We start from the raw sequence: 15,998 nt of genomic DNA on the forward strand, positions 1-15,998 counted from the left end.
CACGTCGAGCAACACAACCACCGGTGGCACCGACCTTGCGGAACAGCAGGTCGACGATCGCCCGTTTCGACGTCTCGTCCTGCGGGTGCATCATCGAAGAACAACTCGCGTTCCTGAAGAGGACCGTGCCCCTGCACTAGATCTCGCGGTCGGCCGCTGCCCCGTTCGCCAGCGGCTCGACAATATTCCCGAGCAGCGTCGCGATGGTGGCGACGACGACACGGCGTTCTGCTGTATAGCCGCTCAGGTACCAGGTCATGGCGGTGTGGCTGATTCCGCCGATGGCCGCCGTGGCGAGCAGATCCACGTCGAGATCCGGTCCGGACGGGACGTCGCCGGCGAACGTACGGAGGTAGCCGAGCAACAGGGCACCGAACTGCTGCATCACCGCCAGGTACGTCTGCTCGACGCGAGGGCTGACCCCCAGCACCTCCATCCACACCACTCGGGCCAAGTGTGGATCCTCGATGACCTGAAAGAAGGGATCGAGCACCTGCCTGGCGACGGCTCTGAGGTCACTGCGCGGATCTACCTCGGCCATGGTCTGCACGGCCGAATTCATCAGGCGGACAATGCATTCGCCGTAGACCGCGAGCAGCAGATCCTCGGTCTTGTCGAAGTGCTGGTAGAAGTGTCGGTCGGCCACCTTGGCCTCCCGGCACAGTCCGCGTACGGTGGCGGCTCGGTAACCGACGCTACCGAACACCCGCAGTCCGGCATCCAGCAGCTGCCTGCGCCTGCGATTGTCGCGATCGGTGGCACTTTCGCCTCCGTAGGCGCGGCCCGCATTCTCGACCTCTGTCACAGTCGGCGGGCGTCGAGTTGCGCTGTGAGCCTTTGCACTTCGGTGTCGCGCTCGAGAATCGCGTCGTACACCGGATTGATCACACCGCGCAGCAGCGACATCGGAATCCAGCGGCCGGGCACCTGAATACGCGGGGCGCGGCGCTCGATACCCCGCACCACCCCGCGAGCGAGCTTGTCCGGTGAGATCGGGCGGCGCAGAGGCGTCGGGAAACCCTTGGCCACAAGCGCTGTCGCGATGTCGTCGCCGCCGAATGCCACCTCCACGATCGGAGTCGCGATCCAACCCGGATACAGCACCCCGGCGGTGGCACCCGTGCCGGCCAGCTCCAGCCGCAACGCCCGGCCGAGTTGTTCCACGGCCGCCTTCGATGCCGCGTACGGCGCGTTGGCCAGCCCGTTGAGATATGCGTAGGTCGAGGACGTCAGCAACACGTAGCCACCGGAGTCGACGATGTGCGGCAACGCGGCCCGCACGGTGTTCCACACACCCATCAGGTTCACCCCGATGACCTTCTCGAAAATCCCGTCCTCCGCAGATCGAACGGTGGCTGCTGTTGCCCCACTGGAGATCCCGGCATTGGCATGAACCACATCGAGTCGACCGAACGTGGCGATCGTAGCGGCGACTGCGGAGTCCAACTGCTCGCGCACGGTGACGTCGGCGCGGGCCACGAGGACGCGCTCGCTGCCCAGCTTCCGCGCGACCGAGTCGAGATCCGAGGACTCGGTGTCGACCAGAACAACCGAGGCTCCGCGCCGATGCAACGCCGTCGCCACGGCGGCACCGATTCCCCCGGCCGCACCGGTGATCAGCACCACCTGGCCCGAATGATCTTTCATGCCGATACCTCGTCTTTCGCGATCGCCTCGGTGGGTGCGAAGTGGATGTGGTGCTCCTGGGGTCGGAATCGCTTGGCCCACCGCCGAAAGGTGAAGCTGAAGCCGGGGAACATGGCCACTACATGCCCGGACTTGGACTGATACCAGCTGTGGCAGCCACCGTCCTTCCAGACGGTGCCCTCCATCTCGCGGTGAATCTTGTCGGTGTAGGCCTGCTCGGCGTCCGCCGTGACTTCGATCGCCAGTGCCCCGGACTTCCGGACGGCGTCGACGGCCCGCACGATGTACTCCATCTGCGCTTCGATGAGAAAGATCGCCGAGGTGTGCCCGATACCGGTGTTGGGTCCGGTCACGACGAACAGATTCGGGAAGCCGGGGATCGTGGTGCCGAGGTACGCACGCGGGTATGGATCCCAGACGTCGGACAATGCCCGTCCGTCGCGGCCGATCACCGGGTACGAGATGACCCCGTCGGTGGCGTCGTATCCGGTGGACCACACCAGGAGATCGACATCGACGTGTTCCCCGGACGTGGTGACGATCCCGGTTTCGGTGATCCGCGCGATGCCGTCGTTCTTGTCGTGCAGGGTGACGTTCGCCTGCCCCAGTGCGGGATACAGGCTGTTGGACAGCAGTACCCGCTTGCACCCGATGGTGTAGTCAGGGGTGACCTTGGCTCGAAGCTCGGAATCCGGAACCTGAGTCTCGATGTGCTTCAGGGCAGTTCGCTGCGCTACTGCCTTCAGCATCGTCCGTGAATATTTGAAGCCGAGAATCCGGGTCTCGAGACTCCAGTAGATGCCCGCTCTCACCAGCCGACGGATGGGTTCCAAGCGCAGCAACCTTCGCTGCAACGGGGTGAATTCGCGATCGTGACGCGGCATCACCCAGTGCGGGGTGCGCTGAAAGACATGCAGATGTTCCACGTCGGGCTGGATTGCGGGGATAACCTGAGCTGCGCTGGCACCGCTGCCGACGATCGCGACGCGCATGCCGGCGTGGTCGTACTCCGTATCCCAGTCGTTGGTGTGAAACTGTGTGCCGCGAAATGTGTCTCGGCCCGGAAAGGGCGGAACTACCGGCGTGCTGAGAGGGCCGGACGCGTTCACGACGAACGTGGCCGCGAAGTCGCCGCGCGTGGTGGAGATCAGCCAGTGGTCACCCGCCCATTCGATTTTCTGGACGTCGGTATCGACATGCGTTCGATCCGGCAGACCGTTCGATTCGAGCACGTGGTCGGTGTACCGCTCGAGCTCCTCGCGTTCGGCGAACATGCGCGTCCACTCGAACGGCTCGGATGCGATCGAGTACAGCGGACTCTGCACGTCGACGGCTGCACCCGGGTAGCGATTCTGCTTCCACGTGCCACCGAGGAACGAACGCCTCTCCAGGATGACGAAGTCGTCGATCCCGCGATCGATCAGTGCCTTGGCTGCGCACTGACCACCGAATCCACTGCCGATGATCACCACGGTATGAATGTGCATCCTCGAGAACCCCTCCCACGAGCGCGGCATCCGATGATGCGCGTCATCACTTTAAAGTGATGACGCGCGATTCCGCAATGGGTATCCACGTTCTCGGACCGGGGTAGAGACCAGGTCGGAGGCCCCCCGTAGCGTAAGAGGCATGTCTAGATCACCACGCCAACGCAGATCGCCCGCCGCTCCGAGAAAGCGCTCGTCCTCCGCGCTCCAGGCGGGGCACCTTCGCGTGATCGCGACCGGCGGTCTCGGCGAGATCGGCCGCAACATGACGGTGTTCGAGTTCGACGGAAAACTGCTGATCGTCGACTGCGGCGTGCTCTTCCCCGAGGAACATCAGCCGGGCGTCGACGTCATCCTGCCGGACTGGAGTTGCATTCGGGATCGCCTCGACGACGTCGTCGCGATCGTTCTCACGCACGGTCACGAGGACCACATCGGCGGCGTCCCCTATCTGCTTCGCGAACGCGGCGACATCCCCGTCATCTCGTCGCGGCTGACACTTCACTTCCTCGCTGCCAAATTCGAGGAGTTCAAGGTCTCGACCACGCTGATCGAGGTCGAGGCGGGGCAAACCCGGCAGGAAGGCCCGTTCGAGCTCGAGTTCATTGCCGTCAACCACTCGATCCCCGACGGTCTCGCCATCGCCATCCGTACCGATGCCGGGCTGGTGCTGCACACCGGCGACTTCAAGATGGACCAGTTCCCGCTCGATGGTCGGATCACCGACCTCCGTAGCTTCGCACGCCTCGGCGAGGAAGGGCTCGATCTACTCCTCGTCGACTCGACCAACGCCGAGGTTCCCGGGTTCATGGTCTCCGAACGCGACCTGGTCCCGGCCATCGAAAAGGTGTTCCGCGAAACCTCGGGACGCGTGATCGTCTCGAGCTTCGCCAGTCACGTGCACCGCATCCAACAGGTACTCGACGCCGCACACGCGCAGGGCCGCAAAGTTGCTTTCGTCGGGCGATCGATGGTGCGCAACATGAAGATTGCCACCGATCTGAGCTACCTCGATGTACCCGACGGGCTCGTGGTCGATCTACCGAAACTCAACAGGCTTCCCGCGAACAAGATCACCTTGATCTGCACCGGATCGCAGGGCGAGCCCCTCGCGGCGCTGTCACGCATGGCGTCGGGCGAGCACCAGATCAAGGTCGGCGACGGCGACACCGTGCTGATGGCGAGCAGCCTCATCCCCGGAAACGAGAACGCGATCTACCGCGTCATCAACGGCCTCGTCGACAAGGGTGCACGCGTGGTGCACAAGGGAAATGCGAAGGTGCACGTCTCCGGTCACGCCAGCGCCGGCGAGTTGGTCTACTGCTACAACATCCTCGAACCCGCCAATGTGCTTCCCGTGCACGGCGAGTCGCGACACCTGCGCGCCAACGCCGATCTGGCGATCAAGACCGGTGTTCCTCGCGATCGCGTGTTGATCGCCGAGAACGGCAGCGTCATCGACCTGTTCGACGGCATTGCGACCATCACCGGCAGCGTTCCCATCGAACTGATCTACGTCGACGGCAGTGCCGTCGGTGGCGTCACCGAGGATTCGCTTGCAGATCGACGCCTGCTCGCCAACGAGGGCGTCCTCACCGTCATCGCGATCGTGGACCCCGACACCGGACTGCTGGTCGACGATGTCGACTTCATCGGACGCGGATTCGCCCACGAGGCCAACGCCTTCGACTCACTGGCCAAGGCGATCGGCAAGACCCTCACCCGCGAAAGCGATGTCAAGGTCGCCTCGCGCGAGAACATCGAGAAGCGCATCGTCCAGGAATCGGCCCGATGGGCCAAGCAGACCCTGGGGCGTCAGCCCCTCATCGTCCCCGTGGTCGTCGACGGCTAGGTCGTTCCGATCGGAACCGCGCCACCGCGAGCCGACAGCACCTCGGTCAGCTCCTCGGCGTAGGTGAGCTGCCGTCGCAACGTACGGCAGCTCTCCTCGGCCTTGGTGTGGCATTCACGAACGAAGGCTGCGGCCGACGACCTCGCGTCGTCGGCCGCGTTCTCGTCTCCGAGAACGTCGAGAGAGTCGAGCAGCTGTTTCATCTCGGCCAATGTGAAACCGAGTGGCTTCATCCGGCGGATGACGAGCAAGCGTTCGACATCGGTCTCGGTATACAGCCGAAAACCGCCGACGGTCCGCGCAGACGGCGTGACCAGGCCGACTTCGTCGTAATGGCGGACGGTGCGGATGGACAGCTCGGTTCGCTGTGCCACCTGACCGATCTGCATGTGGATGCCGTCGTCCGCCATCTGCCGCCCCTCCTCCGCCCGACCGCCCACCCTAGTGCTCGCCGCCCAGGTTGCCGCTGAGACGATCGTGCCGCTCGATCGAGGACGCATTCAGACCCACTATCTCGACTGTCTTGCCCTTCGCGGCGTACTTGGTGGTGATGGCGTCGAGAGTCGCGACGGTCGAGGCGTCCCAGATGTGCGACTCGGACATGTCGATGACGACGTTCTTCGGATCGCCCACGTAGTCGAACTGATAGATCAGGTCGTTGCTCGACGCGAAGAACAGCTCTCCCTTCACTGCATAGACCCGGGTGTCCTCGTCGGGATGTGCCACGTCGACCACCTCGGTCAGGTGCGCGACCCGCCGGGCGAACAGCACCATCGCAGTGATCACCCCGACGACGACGCCGTAGGCCAAGTTGTGGGTGAACACGGTGACGGCGACCGTGGCCACCATCACGAGGGTTTCGCTCTTGGGCATGCGTCGCAACGTCTTCGGGTCGATACTGTGCCAGTCGAAGGTACCGATCGACACCATGATCATGACGGCAACCAGCGCGGCCATAGGAATCAGCGCGACGATATCGCCGAGACCGACCACCAGGATCAACAGGAAGACACCGGCGAGGAAGGTCGAGATCCGAGTGCGCGCACCGGAGACCTTGACGTTGATCATGGTCTGGCCGATCATCGCGCAGCCGCCCATACCGCCGGTGAAACCGGTGACCAGATTCGCCACTCCCTGGCCCCAAGCTTCGCGGCTCTTGTTGGAACGGGAGTCGGTGATGTCGTCGACGAGCTTGGCCGTCATCAGCGATTCGAGCAGACCGACGAGAGCGATGGCCAGTGCGAACGGCGCGATGATCGACAACGTGTCGAACGTGAGCGGCACATCCGGGATGAGGAACGTCGGCAGCGAGGACGGCAACTCGCCCTCGTCACCGACGTCGGGGACACCCAATGCGAACACGATGGTGGCCGCGGTGAGCAACACGATCGCCACCAGCGGAGCCGGCACGATCGTGGTCAGCCTGGGCATGAGGAACATGATGGCCAGGCCGACGGCCACCATCGGATACACCAACCACGGAACCCCGATCAGGTACGGCACCTGGGAGCTGAAGATGAGGATTGCCAGCGCGTTGACGAAGCCGACCATGACGCTGCGCGGAATGAAGCGCATCAGTTTGGCGACGCCGAGAACGCTCAACAGGATTTGCAGTGCCCCGCCGAGAATCACTGCTGCAATGAGGTAGTCGAGTCCGTAGTCACGCGCCAGCGGAGCGACGACCAGCGCGATGGCACCGGTGGCCGCAGAGATCATGGCCGGTCGTCCGCCGACGATGGAGATGGTCACCGCCATGGTGAACGACGCGAACAAACCGACGCGCGGATCGACGCCGGCAATGATCGAGAACGAAATGGCCTCCGGAATCAGTGCCAGCGCCACCACCAGGCCGCCGAGAACCTCGATCTTCAGTCGCCTCGGCGAGCGCAATGCCCCCAAGACCGAGGTGTCCTCGACAGCGGTGGCCGGCACCTGGGTAACTCGAGACACGACGGCTCCAATCGATGGGGTACGGGACGGCGCAACTCTACCCTTACCGGAGAGAAGGTTTGCATCTGTCACCTCGCCGGTCGGTGCGCTACTTTGATACCGCAGTCACCGGCCGAATCCCCCGCGCGATACAAGGAGTGAATCGATGTTTTCGCTGAACCGGCTCTCCTGCTTCATCGCCGTCGCCGAGGAACTTCACTTCGGCCGCGCTGCCGAACGTCTTCACATGACCCAGCCGCCCCTGAGCAGGCAGATCCAGCAGCTCGAGAGCGAAGTCGGGGTACAACTGATCGACCGCACGAGTCGGTCGGTCACCCTCACGGCTGCGGGCCTGGCCTTTCTCCCCGAGGCTCGACGCATTCTCGACCTCGCCGAGGGTGCCCTCCTGACAGTGCGACGCGTCCCCACCGGAGACCTCGGGACGGTGGTCGTCGGCTTCACCGGCGCGTCCGCACACGCGGTGCTGCCGCAGTTGCTCGACGCAGCACGCAAGAAGTTGCCCGACGTGAAACTCGTTCTGCGCGAGATGGTCTCGTCGGTGCAGATGGAGTCGTTGGCGGTCGGCGATCTGGACCTGGGCTTGGCACGGCCGCCACTCAAACGACCGGGTATCGCGTCACGTCCGGTGTTGCACGAGTCGCTCATCGCTGCGATGCCCCACGACCACCCTCTTGCCGAGAAGGCGGAACTGTCGGTGGAGGACTTCGACGAGCAGCCGATCATCATGTACTCGCCCGTCGATGCGCGCTACTTTCACGATCTGCTGATCAGTACCTTCACCATCGTCGGCGTCTCCCCGCGCTATGTGCAATACGTGACGCAGGTACACACGATGCTGGTGCTCGTTCGCTCCGGCATCGGACTGGCATTGGTACCGGAGTCGGCATCCACCATGCGCCCGGAAGGTGTTGTATTCCGGCCGGTTCGGACGGTGCGAGAGCGGCCGGTGGAACTCGACGCCGCCTGGCGCGTGGACAACGACAACCCGGCGCTGCACCGCTTCATGAGCGATGTGCTGCCGACGCGCGAGTGGGCGTGAAGACTAGCGCGGCAATCCCACCGGCGGCTTGACGGCCGTCACCGGGCACTGGGCCTCGAGCAGAACGCGCTGAGAGATGCTGCCCATGAACAACTTTCCGACGGGCGATCGACGTCGGATGCCGATGACGACGAGCTGGGCCTGCTCGTCGAACGACAGGTCGATCAGATTGTCGGCGTGCGAGCGTCCGGGCTCGTTGTCGTGGACCTTGGTGATCACTCCGACTGCAGACGCCTCGTCTCGGGCCGATTCGACGATCGCACCGAAGTCCGAGTCCGATGCACTACTGTCCTCGGCGACGATGAGCAGATCGGTTCCACGCATGAGTGCCTCACGAAATGCGAAGGGCAGTGCGCCTTTTCCTTCGGTGGTCGGCGAGTAGCCGACGACGACGGTCATCGGGTCACCGGTGTGACGAGGGTGCCGTCGGCCAGGAATCGGTCGAGATTCTCGAGCGTGAGCGCTTGCATCGCCGCGCGCGTCTCCACCGTCCCGCTGCCCACGTGCGGCAGCAACACCACGTTGTCCATCGCTATCAGGGCCTCGGGCACGTTCGGTTCGTGGGCGAACACGTCGAGACCGGCTCCGGCGAGCTTCCCCGCTGCGAGCAGTTCGATGAGCACTTCCTCGTCGACGACGCTTCCGCGGGCCACGTTGATCAGATATCCCTGCGGTCCCAGCGCTTCGAGCACCGCTCGGTCCACCAGGTGCGCCGTGCCCGAACCACCGGACGCGGCGATGATCAACACGTCCACGCTGCCGGCCAGTGCCTCGGGACTGGCTGCGTAGGTATACGGCGAGCCGTCGATCTCGTTGCGGTTGTGGTACGAGATGGGGCAGCGAAAACCGTTGAGCCGATCGGCAATTGCCGATCCGATGCGGCCGAGACCGATGATGCCCACACGCCTGCCGGTCACCTGGTGCGTCAGTGGACTGTTGCCTTCGTCGGGCCAGCGGCCGGCGCGGACGAATCGCTCGGCCGACGAGAGCCCCCGAAGGGTGTCGATCACCAAGCCGACGGCGAGGTCTGCCACGCAGTCCGTCAGCACGTCCGGAGTGTTGCTGACGGCGATCCCGCGTTCGGCTGCAGCCTCGACGTCGGTGGTGTCGTAGCCGACGCCGAAGTTCACGACGGCTCCGAGCTGCGGCAACCGGTCCATCAGAGCCGCATCGACGCCGGTTCGCCCGGATGTGACGACCGCGGTGATCGAGCTACCGTGTGCGGTCAGAAATTCGTCACGATCGTCCCCGTCGGGGAGTACCAGCGCGTCGTAATCGGCGATCAGCGTCTCGCTCAGCGATGGCTTGAGCGGTCCCACTCGCAGCACTCGGCCACTCCGACGTGAATCCTGTTGCAACACAGACTTTTCCTGCGTACCGGCGGTCGCCATGGTTCTCCTCGCGAGATGGTGAAGTGTGCGGGTTTCCTGTACGGTATGCCGCTTCTGGAATACCTGTCCAACACGCAAATAACATGGAACGATACCCAAACGGCATAAACGCGGTCGTCTTCATGCAGGTATGCCTAACCCAGTCGGGCATCCGGCCTGGTCAACACCGTGCCGATACGATCCGGCACGGCGCGCTGGGGCGATTCCGACCTGCACAACGAGCCGAAACGTCGCTTTCGCCCGGTTGACGGTGGAGATCGCACACTCCTACCGTGTGTCTACCGTCACAGATCCGGCCGCGGCTCGCAGACGCGTATCCCTTTTCCCACTGGAGGCCACCATGAGCCCTGCACTCTCCGTGCAGCAGGGACGGACCCACCGCGTCGCCGCAATTGCTGTTGGCGCACTGTCACTTTCACTTGTCGCGAGCGGATGCACCGTCGCCAATTCCAACCACGGCGACGCCGCGAGCGCCGACACGCTTCGAATCGTTCTGCAGGAGGAACCACCGACCCTCGAAGCGTGCGACGTGTCGATGACGTCCATCGGCGTCGTGACACGGTCGAACATCACCGAGCCACTCGCCGAGCGCAACCCCACGTCGGGCGAGCTCGAACCCAAGCTGGCCGATTCCTGGGAGCAGAATTCGGACCGTCAGTGGACCTTCCGTCTACACCCCGGCGTCACGTTCAGCGACGGTAGCCCGTTCGAGGCCGCCGACGCCGTGCACTCGATCGAGCGAACAGTCAACTCCGACCTCGGGTGCAACGTCGAGGGCTATGTCTTCGGCGACGCCGACCTGACCGTCGAAGTGATCGATCCATTGACCTTCACCGTCGCCTCTCCCGAAGCGGACCCCATTCTCCCTTTGCGGGTGTCGTTCATCGAAATGGTGCCGCGAACGACCAGCATGACCGAGCGCGTCCGCGAGCCGATCGGTACCGGACCGTTCGCCGTCGACTACTGGAATCCCGGGCAGAAGCTGTCCCTGGTCCGTAACGAGACCTACTGGGGAGACGCACCGGAGTACTCGCGTGCCGACTACCAGTGGCGCAGCGAAGGGAGCGTCCGCGCCTCGATGGTGCTCAACGGTGAGGCCGAGCTCGCCACCTCCCTCGGGCCCGAGGACGGCGCAGGCGAGCTCGGTGTCGCCTACCCGAACAACGAAACGACCGCAGTACGCATCCAGCTCGAAGAAACTCCGCTCGACGACATTCGTGTGCGTCAGGCGATCAACTATTCGGTGAACCGCGAGGGGATCGTCAAAGCCCTCTTTCGCGGCCTGGGAAGACCGGCTGCGCAGCTCATTTCACCGGGTGTCATCGGCTACAACGACGAACTGACAGCGTGGCCGTACGATCCCGACAAGGCCAGGCAGCTCCTCGAGGAAGCTCGAGCAGACGGCGTTGCAGTGGACACACCGATAAGAATGATCGGACGAACCGGCCAGTTCCCCAAGGTCAACGAGACCTTGGAGGTCATTCAGAACGCATTGTCCGAGATCGGCATGGACGTCTCCATCGAGATGACGGACTCGGCAGGCACCGCCGAATACCAGGAACGCCCGTTTCCGAAGGTCGGACCGTACCTACTGGTCATCCAGCACGGCAATCAGGCTGGAGACGCGGCGTTCACCGCCCGGCAATACATGACCACCGATGGCTTCCAAAGCGCAGGCGGGACAACGGAATTCGATGCCCGAGTCGCCGCGGCCGGAGCAAAGACCGGCGAGGAACGGCAGGAGGCCTATGCCCAGCTGTTCGCGGACGAGCCGAAAGAGATCATGCAGATGGCGTTCATCGCACACATGAACGGGGTGCTCGCCAAGGCCGCTTCGGTGAATTACACCCCGGACTCGGCCACGGTCGACGAAATGCACCTGGCCGCGATGACTCGCGCCGATACCGAGAGGCCCTGACATGTTCAGATTTCTGCGCCGACGGATCTACACCAGCCTCATCCCCCTGTTCGTCGTACTCCTGGGCGTGTTCTTCCTCGCCAGGCTCACCGGCGACCCCACCAGCCTGTACCTGCCGGAGTCCGCAACTGCGGCGCAGCGCGAGGCGTTCCGGGCCACCAACGGCTTCGACCAACCGGTCCTGACGCAGCTGATGGACTACTTCAAGGGTGTGGTGCAACTGGACTTCGGGCAGTCGCTGCGCACCGGCGAGGATGCGGCAGCGATGGCGTTGCGCGCGTTCCCCGCAACGCTGCAACTCGCTTTCGCGACCATGTTCCTCGCCATCCTCGGTGCGGTGATCATCGGTTGCTGGGCTGCGTACCGGCCCAACTCGCTGGCCGATCGCATCTCGAGCCTGCTGTCGATGACAGCGGCCAGCATCCCCGACTTCTGGTTCGCCATCATGGGCGTCTACGTGTTCGCCATCCTGTTCGGCTGGCTGCCCACCTCGGGAGTGGACAGCGGAATGCTCTCCTGGGTGCTCCCCATCGCCACGCTGCTCATTCGTCCCCTCGGCGTCCTGACACAGGTGGTGCGAGGGGCAATGGTGTCGGCGCTGTCCGCACCGTACGTCCGACTTGCGCGTAGCAAGGGGGCGGGTGACCTCAGGGTCGTCACCCATCACGCGCTCCGTAACGCCGCAGCCCCCGCCTTGACCGTGGCCGGCGACCTGATGGTGGGGCTCGTCAACGGCGCCGTTGTCGTCGAGGCTATCTTCGGCTGGCCAGGCATCGGAAAGCTGATGATCGACGCGATCCTGCAGCGCGACTTCGCGGTTCTGCAGGCAGCCGTTCTGTTGACAGCGGTGTCCATCTTCATCCTCAACATCGTCATCGACGCCTGCTACGCGCTGCTCGACGCCCGGGTTCGCGACAAGGTGAAGGTCTAGGAGAAACTGATGTCACTCGACTTCGAATCACCCAAAACGTCCGAGCCCGAGGATGTTCCGCCTTCGGTTCCGGTGGAAGCCCGCAAGGCATCGGCGCCGCTGTGGAAGCTGCTCCTACGCGACCGGGTTGCCACCGTGGCCGCCGCCATTCTGGTACTGGTCCTGCTCACCGCCATCTTCGGACCGATGTTGGTCGGCGACTCCGCGACCGATCAGGATCTGGACCGCTCCAATCTCCCACCGTTCACCCTCGACACCGGGTGGATGAACATCCTCGGCACCGATCCGCTGGGGCGCAGCATGTTCGCCCGGCTGATCGTCGCCAGCAGAACCACACTCTCCGTCGCCGTTCCGGCCGTGATCCTCTCGGCCATCATCGGCTCGTTCATCGGCATGTGGGCCGGCTTCCACCGCGGCTGGCGCGAGACCGCAGCGATGCGTGTCGCCGATGTCATCCTCAGCTTCCCGTCGTTGCTGATGGCCGTGGTGGTGCTCTATGTCTTCTCCCCCAGTGCCGCGAACATCGTTCTCGTTCTGACCGTCACGCGTATCCCGATCTACCTGCGTACCGCCCGCGCCGAGTCGGCCGAGTTGCAGAGTCGGTTGTTCGTCGACGCCGCACGCACGTTCGGCGCGAAGAGCGGATCGGTGATCCGGCGGCATGTTGCCCCCATCCTGTTGCCGACGTTGCTCACCGTCGCGACTCTGGACTTCTGCTTCGTCATCCTCGCCGAATCGTCATTGAGCTTCCTGGGCATCGGAATTCAGCCACCGGACGTCTCGTGGGGTCTGATGGTCTCGCAGGGCCGCACCTACCTGCAGACCGCGTGGTGGCTCTCGTTCTTCCCCGGCCTGGCGATTGTACTGACCACTGTCTCGGCCACCGTCCTTGCCGCCTGGGCGCGCATCGCCACCGATCCCGCCCAGCGTTGGCGTCTCAATGTCCCCCGCTCCAAGCGATCACGCCTGGTCCCCGCACGAAAGGTCGTCTCATGAGCGCACCGGCAACCGCACCTCAGCGACCCGACACCGGCAGCGTCGCCCTGGACGTGCGCGGATTGACCGTCGATCTGCGGACGCCGTCGGGCGTCATTCGCGCCGTCGACAACGTCACCTTCACCGCCCGCCGCGGCGAAACCCTCGCTCTGCTGGGTGAATCCGGTTGCGGGAAGTCGATGACGGCACAGGCCATCGTCGGGTTGCTCGAGCCGATCGCGGACATCACCGGTGGCTCGGTCGAACTCGGCGAGGTCGACCTGGTGACAGCCAAGACCAAGGTGCGACGCACCATCGCGGCCACCGAACTGGCCATCGTCTTTCAGGACGCGTTGACGGCACTCAATCCCGTCTACTCCGTGGGAACCCAACTGGCCGAGCCGTTTCGGATCCACCGCGGCATGTCCGGCAAGCAGGCGCGAGCGGAGGCCATCGCCTTGATGGCCCGCGTGGGGATACCCGAGCCCGAATCGCGTGCGGACTCCTACCCGCATCAGTTCTCCGGCGGCATGCGACAGCGTCTGCTGATCGCGATGGCCGTGGCGCTGAGTCCGTCCGTGTTACTGGCCGACGAACCCACCACTGCTCTCGACGTCACCGTGCAAGCGCAGATCATGGCGCTGCTCAAGGAACTTCGCACCGAGCACGACATGGCCGTCGTACTCATCACCCACGACCTCGCCCTCGTCGCCGAAGAGGCCGATCGGGTGGCAATCATGTACGCGGGCAATGTCGTCGAGACCGGCCTGGTGTCCGAGGTGTTCGGCGAACCACGCCACCCCTACACCAAGGGGCTGCTCGACTCGGTGCCCGTGCACGCCGTCCGCGGTGAGGATCTCAAATCCATCGGCGGCACTCCACCAGATCTGCATTCCATTCCCGACGGCTGCGTCTATCAGGCACGTTGCCCCATCGCCCGCGAGATCTGCATCAGCACTCGTCCGCCGCTCGAATCCGTTGGCAACGGCCGCCTGTCGGCATGCCACTTCCCGAACGAGGTATCCAGCCATGTCTGAGCAACTGTTGACCGTTCGCGGCCTGAACAAGACATTCGACGTGGGCCGCGGCAAGTTGCGCGCTCTCGACGCCATCGATCTCGACCTGCGGCGCGGCGAAACCCTCGGCCTCGTTGGCGAATCCGGCTGCGGCAAGTCCACTCTGGCACGCACGCTGATGATGCTCGAGCGACCCGACTCGGGCACCGTCGCCTTCGACGGCACCGATCCGTTCGCTCTGCGCGGCAAGGAACTCCTCGCGTGGCGTCGACGCGTGCAGATGGTGTTCCAGGACCCGTACGGCTCGCTGAACTCGCGAATGACGGCCGGCGACATCATCGGAGAACCCTGGCGAACCCACAAGAGCCTGTACAAGACCAGGCGCGATCGCTCCGCCCGGGTCCGCGAGTTGCTGCATCTGGTCGGACTGCGTCCGAGCGACGAGAACCGCTTTCCGCAAGAATTCTCCGGCGGCCAGCGGCAGCGGCTCGGCATCGCCAGGGCGCTGGCACTGAACCCCGACGTGATCATCTGCGACGAGCCGGTCTCCGCGCTCGATCTCTCGGTACAGGCACAGGTACTCAATCTGCTCAACGATCTGCAGAAGCAACTCGGCATCTCGTACGTCTTCATCTCGCACGATCTGTCGGTCGTCCGCCACGTCGCCGACCGCGTTGCGGTGATGTACCTGGGCCGCATCGTCGAATCCGGTGCCACCGAGGCCGTTTTCGACCGTCCGGCGCACCCGTACACCGCGGCACTGATGTCGGCCGCGCCCACACTGGACGCGTCGAGCAGGGGAACGAAAATCCTGCTGAAGGGCGAGGTACCGTCGCCGCTGAACCCGCCGTCGGGATGCCGATTCCGCACTCGCTGCTGGAAGGCGACCGACCTCTGCGCGAAAGAGGCACCACCGGTGGCGCTCGACGCAGACGAGGCCGACCACATCGCCGAATGCCATTACCCCCTCGTGGCAGGCAATCTCGGGCTCGTGGCAGCCGGAGCGTGACACTCACCCACCTGAGCGTCACCGGATTCGTCGTCGTCGCGCTCGCCATCTTCTTCGCGTCCGCGATGCAGGCATCGATCGGATTCGGCATGGGCATGCTCGCTGCACCGATCGTGGCCATCGTCGATCCCGGACTGATCCCAGGAACGCTGATCATGCTCGCCGTGGTGGTCAGCGTCCTGGTGTTGGTTCGCGACCGTACCGCGCTGGACCTGAAGGGAGCGGGATGGGCACTGGCCGGACGGCTTCCCGGCTCGATGGTGGGCGCACTGCTGCTCGTTCTTCTACCGGCACGCGGACTGGCCATCCTGCTGGCGCTGGTGGTACTGGGTGGCGTCGCGCTGACGTCGTTCGGGTGGGTCCCGTTGCCGCACAGGCGAAATCTGATGGTCGCGGGTGCCGCGTCGGGAATTCTGGGGACCGCCACCTCCATCGGCGGGCCACCGATGGCATTGGTGTGGCAACGCAACACCGGTGCCGAATTGCGCAGCACCATGAGCTGCTTCTTCCTCGTCGGCTCGATCATCTCGTTGGCCGTTCTGGCGGTCGCCGGGGCGGTCGACAGCCACACCGCCACGCTGTTCCTGTTCCTGGCTCCGGCGACTGTTCTCGGCTTCCTGCTCTCTCGGGTGGTCAATCGAGTTCTCGATCGTCGACGCCTCCGCATCGTCGCGATCACCGTCTCCGCCGTCGGCGCGCTCGTGCTCGTCACCCAGCAGGTTCTGGCACTGTTGTGAAGCTCGACGCGTCACGTGTTGCATCGGCTCCAATGGGTAGTCGGAA

Annotated in this window: 15 protein-coding genes; 8 read left to right on the top strand and 7 right to left on the bottom strand. The window is 64.4% G+C overall.

Annotated features, from left to right (window positions below; all coding sequences use genetic code 11):
- Positions 1–136: 136 nt before the first annotated feature.
- Genes ACNEOT_RS00265 through ACNEOT_RS00275 form a run of 3 tightly spaced genes read right to left on the bottom strand, consistent with a single transcriptional unit; the run spans position 137 to position 3,134 of the window.
- Positions 137–805, bottom strand: coding sequence for a TetR/AcrR family transcriptional regulator (locus ACNEOT_RS00265; protein ID WP_415971185.1), 669 nt, complete (start codon positions 803–805; stop codon positions 137–139).
- Positions 802–1,647 (bottom strand): SDR family NAD(P)-dependent oxidoreductase, encoded by an 846-nt coding sequence (locus tag ACNEOT_RS00270; RefSeq protein WP_415971187.1) that lies wholly within the window; start codon positions 1,645–1,647, stop codon positions 802–804. Before ACNEOT_RS00270 ends, ACNEOT_RS00265 begins: the two co-directional genes overlap by 4 nt.
- Positions 1,644–3,134, bottom strand: coding sequence for a flavin-containing monooxygenase (locus ACNEOT_RS00275; protein WP_415971188.1), 1,491 nt, complete (start codon positions 3,132–3,134; stop codon positions 1,644–1,646). The genes ACNEOT_RS00270 and ACNEOT_RS00275 overlap by 4 nt, the downstream gene beginning before the upstream one ends.
- Positions 3,135–3,276: 142 nt before the next feature.
- On the opposite strand from ACNEOT_RS00275, the gene ACNEOT_RS00280 reads away from it, so the two are divergent.
- The gene (locus ACNEOT_RS00280) at positions 3,277–4,986 is read left to right on the top strand and encodes a ribonuclease J (protein ID WP_415971190.1); all 1,710 of its coding nucleotides are present in this window, start codon (positions 3,277–3,279) and stop codon (positions 4,984–4,986) included.
- On the opposite strand, the gene ACNEOT_RS00285 is transcribed toward ACNEOT_RS00280, so the two are convergent.
- Together ACNEOT_RS00285 and ACNEOT_RS00290 are read right to left on the bottom strand one after the other, a co-directional pair.
- Complete coding sequence (locus ACNEOT_RS00285) at positions 4,983–5,396, bottom strand: MerR family transcriptional regulator (protein ID WP_415971192.1); 414 nt, start codon at positions 5,394–5,396, stop codon at positions 4,983–4,985. The genes ACNEOT_RS00280 and ACNEOT_RS00285 overlap by 4 nt on opposite strands.
- 31 nt (positions 5,397–5,427) lie before the next feature.
- The gene (locus tag ACNEOT_RS00290; protein WP_415971194.1) at positions 5,428–6,936 is read right to left on the bottom strand and encodes a SulP family inorganic anion transporter; all 1,509 of its coding nucleotides are present in this window, start codon (positions 6,934–6,936) and stop codon (positions 5,428–5,430) included.
- A gap of 145 nt (positions 6,937–7,081) precedes the next feature.
- Here ACNEOT_RS00290 and ACNEOT_RS00295 point away from each other — a divergent pair, with 145 nt between their 5' ends.
- Positions 7,082–7,975, top strand: coding sequence for a LysR substrate-binding domain-containing protein (locus tag ACNEOT_RS00295; RefSeq protein ID WP_415971195.1), 894 nt, complete (start codon positions 7,082–7,084; stop codon positions 7,973–7,975).
- A gap of 3 nt (positions 7,976–7,978) precedes the next feature.
- On the opposite strand, the gene ACNEOT_RS00300 is transcribed toward ACNEOT_RS00295, so the two are convergent.
- The gene (locus tag ACNEOT_RS00300) at positions 7,979–8,374 is read right to left on the bottom strand and encodes a universal stress protein (protein ID WP_415971197.1); all 396 of its coding nucleotides are present in this window, start codon (positions 8,372–8,374) and stop codon (positions 7,979–7,981) included.
- Positions 8,371–9,366, bottom strand: coding sequence for a 2-hydroxyacid dehydrogenase (locus ACNEOT_RS00305; RefSeq protein WP_415971199.1), 996 nt, complete (start codon positions 9,364–9,366; stop codon positions 8,371–8,373). Before ACNEOT_RS00305 ends, ACNEOT_RS00300 begins: the two co-directional genes overlap by 4 nt.
- A 340-nt stretch (positions 9,367–9,706) precedes the next feature.
- Between ACNEOT_RS00305 and ACNEOT_RS00310 the strand changes: the two genes are divergently transcribed.
- Genes ACNEOT_RS00310 through ACNEOT_RS00335 form a run of 6 tightly spaced genes read left to right on the top strand, consistent with a single transcriptional unit; the run spans position 9,707 to position 15,952 of the window.
- Positions 9,707–11,284: an ABC transporter substrate-binding protein gene (locus ACNEOT_RS00310; protein ID WP_415971201.1), complete on the top strand. Its 1,578-nt coding sequence runs from the start codon at positions 9,707–9,709 to the stop codon at positions 11,282–11,284.
- 1 nt (position 11,285) lies between these two features.
- Positions 11,286–12,215, top strand: a complete 930-nt coding sequence (locus tag ACNEOT_RS00315) for an ABC transporter permease (protein WP_415971203.1) — start codon at positions 11,286–11,288, stop codon at positions 12,213–12,215.
- A gap of 9 nt (positions 12,216–12,224) precedes the next feature.
- A complete protein-coding gene (locus tag ACNEOT_RS00320; protein WP_415971205.1) occupies positions 12,225–13,211 on the top strand; it encodes an ABC transporter permease in 987 nt (328 codons plus the stop codon).
- Positions 13,208–14,227 (top strand): ABC transporter ATP-binding protein, encoded by a 1,020-nt coding sequence (locus tag ACNEOT_RS00325; RefSeq protein ID WP_415971207.1) that lies wholly within the window; start codon positions 13,208–13,210, stop codon positions 14,225–14,227. Before ACNEOT_RS00320 ends, ACNEOT_RS00325 begins: the two co-directional genes overlap by 4 nt.
- On the top strand, positions 14,220–15,215 hold the full coding sequence (locus ACNEOT_RS00330) for an ABC transporter ATP-binding protein (RefSeq protein ID WP_415971209.1): 996 nt from the start codon (positions 14,220–14,222) through the stop codon (positions 15,213–15,215). The genes ACNEOT_RS00325 and ACNEOT_RS00330 overlap by 8 nt, the downstream gene beginning before the upstream one ends.
- Before the next feature lie 11 nt (positions 15,216–15,226).
- Positions 15,227–15,952 (top strand): sulfite exporter TauE/SafE family protein, encoded by a 726-nt coding sequence (locus ACNEOT_RS00335; protein ID WP_415973605.1) that lies wholly within the window; start codon positions 15,227–15,229, stop codon positions 15,950–15,952.
- Positions 15,953–15,998 lie beyond the last annotated feature (46 nt).

It is taken from the genome of Rhodococcus sp. 077-4 (assembly GCF_047782425.1).
Lineage (GTDB): Bacteria > Actinomycetota > Actinomycetes > Mycobacteriales > Mycobacteriaceae > Rhodococcoides.

Coding starts and splice junctions, on each gene's coding strand:
- ACNEOT_RS00270 (WP_415971187.1), bottom strand. CDS start 1,647: ATGAAAGATCATTCGGGCCAGGTGGTGCTGATCACCGGTGCGGCCGGG.
- ACNEOT_RS00275 (WP_415971188.1), bottom strand. CDS start 3,134: ATGCACATTCATACCGTGGTGATCATCGGCAGTGGATTCGGTGGTCAG.
- ACNEOT_RS00280 (WP_415971190.1), top strand. CDS start 3,277: ATGTCTAGATCACCACGCCAACGCAGATCGCCCGCCGCTCCGAGAAAG.
- ACNEOT_RS00285 (WP_415971192.1), bottom strand. CDS start 5,396: ATGGCGGACGACGGCATCCACATGCAGATCGGTCAGGTGGCACAGCGA.
- ACNEOT_RS00295 (WP_415971195.1), top strand. CDS start 7,082: ATGTTTTCGCTGAACCGGCTCTCCTGCTTCATCGCCGTCGCCGAGGAA.
- ACNEOT_RS00300 (WP_415971197.1), bottom strand. CDS start 8,374: ATGACCGTCGTCGTCGGCTACTCGCCGACCACCGAAGGAAAAGGCGCA.
- ACNEOT_RS00305 (WP_415971199.1), bottom strand. CDS start 9,366: ATGGCGACCGCCGGTACGCAGGAAAAGTCTGTGTTGCAACAGGATTCA.
- ACNEOT_RS00310 (WP_415971201.1), top strand. CDS start 9,707: ATGAGCCCTGCACTCTCCGTGCAGCAGGGACGGACCCACCGCGTCGCC.
- ACNEOT_RS00315 (WP_415971203.1), top strand. CDS start 11,286: ATGTTCAGATTTCTGCGCCGACGGATCTACACCAGCCTCATCCCCCTG.
- ACNEOT_RS00320 (WP_415971205.1), top strand. CDS start 12,225: ATGTCACTCGACTTCGAATCACCCAAAACGTCCGAGCCCGAGGATGTT.
- ACNEOT_RS00325 (WP_415971207.1), top strand. CDS start 13,208: ATGAGCGCACCGGCAACCGCACCTCAGCGACCCGACACCGGCAGCGTC.
- ACNEOT_RS00330 (WP_415971209.1), top strand. CDS start 14,220: ATGTCTGAGCAACTGTTGACCGTTCGCGGCCTGAACAAGACATTCGAC.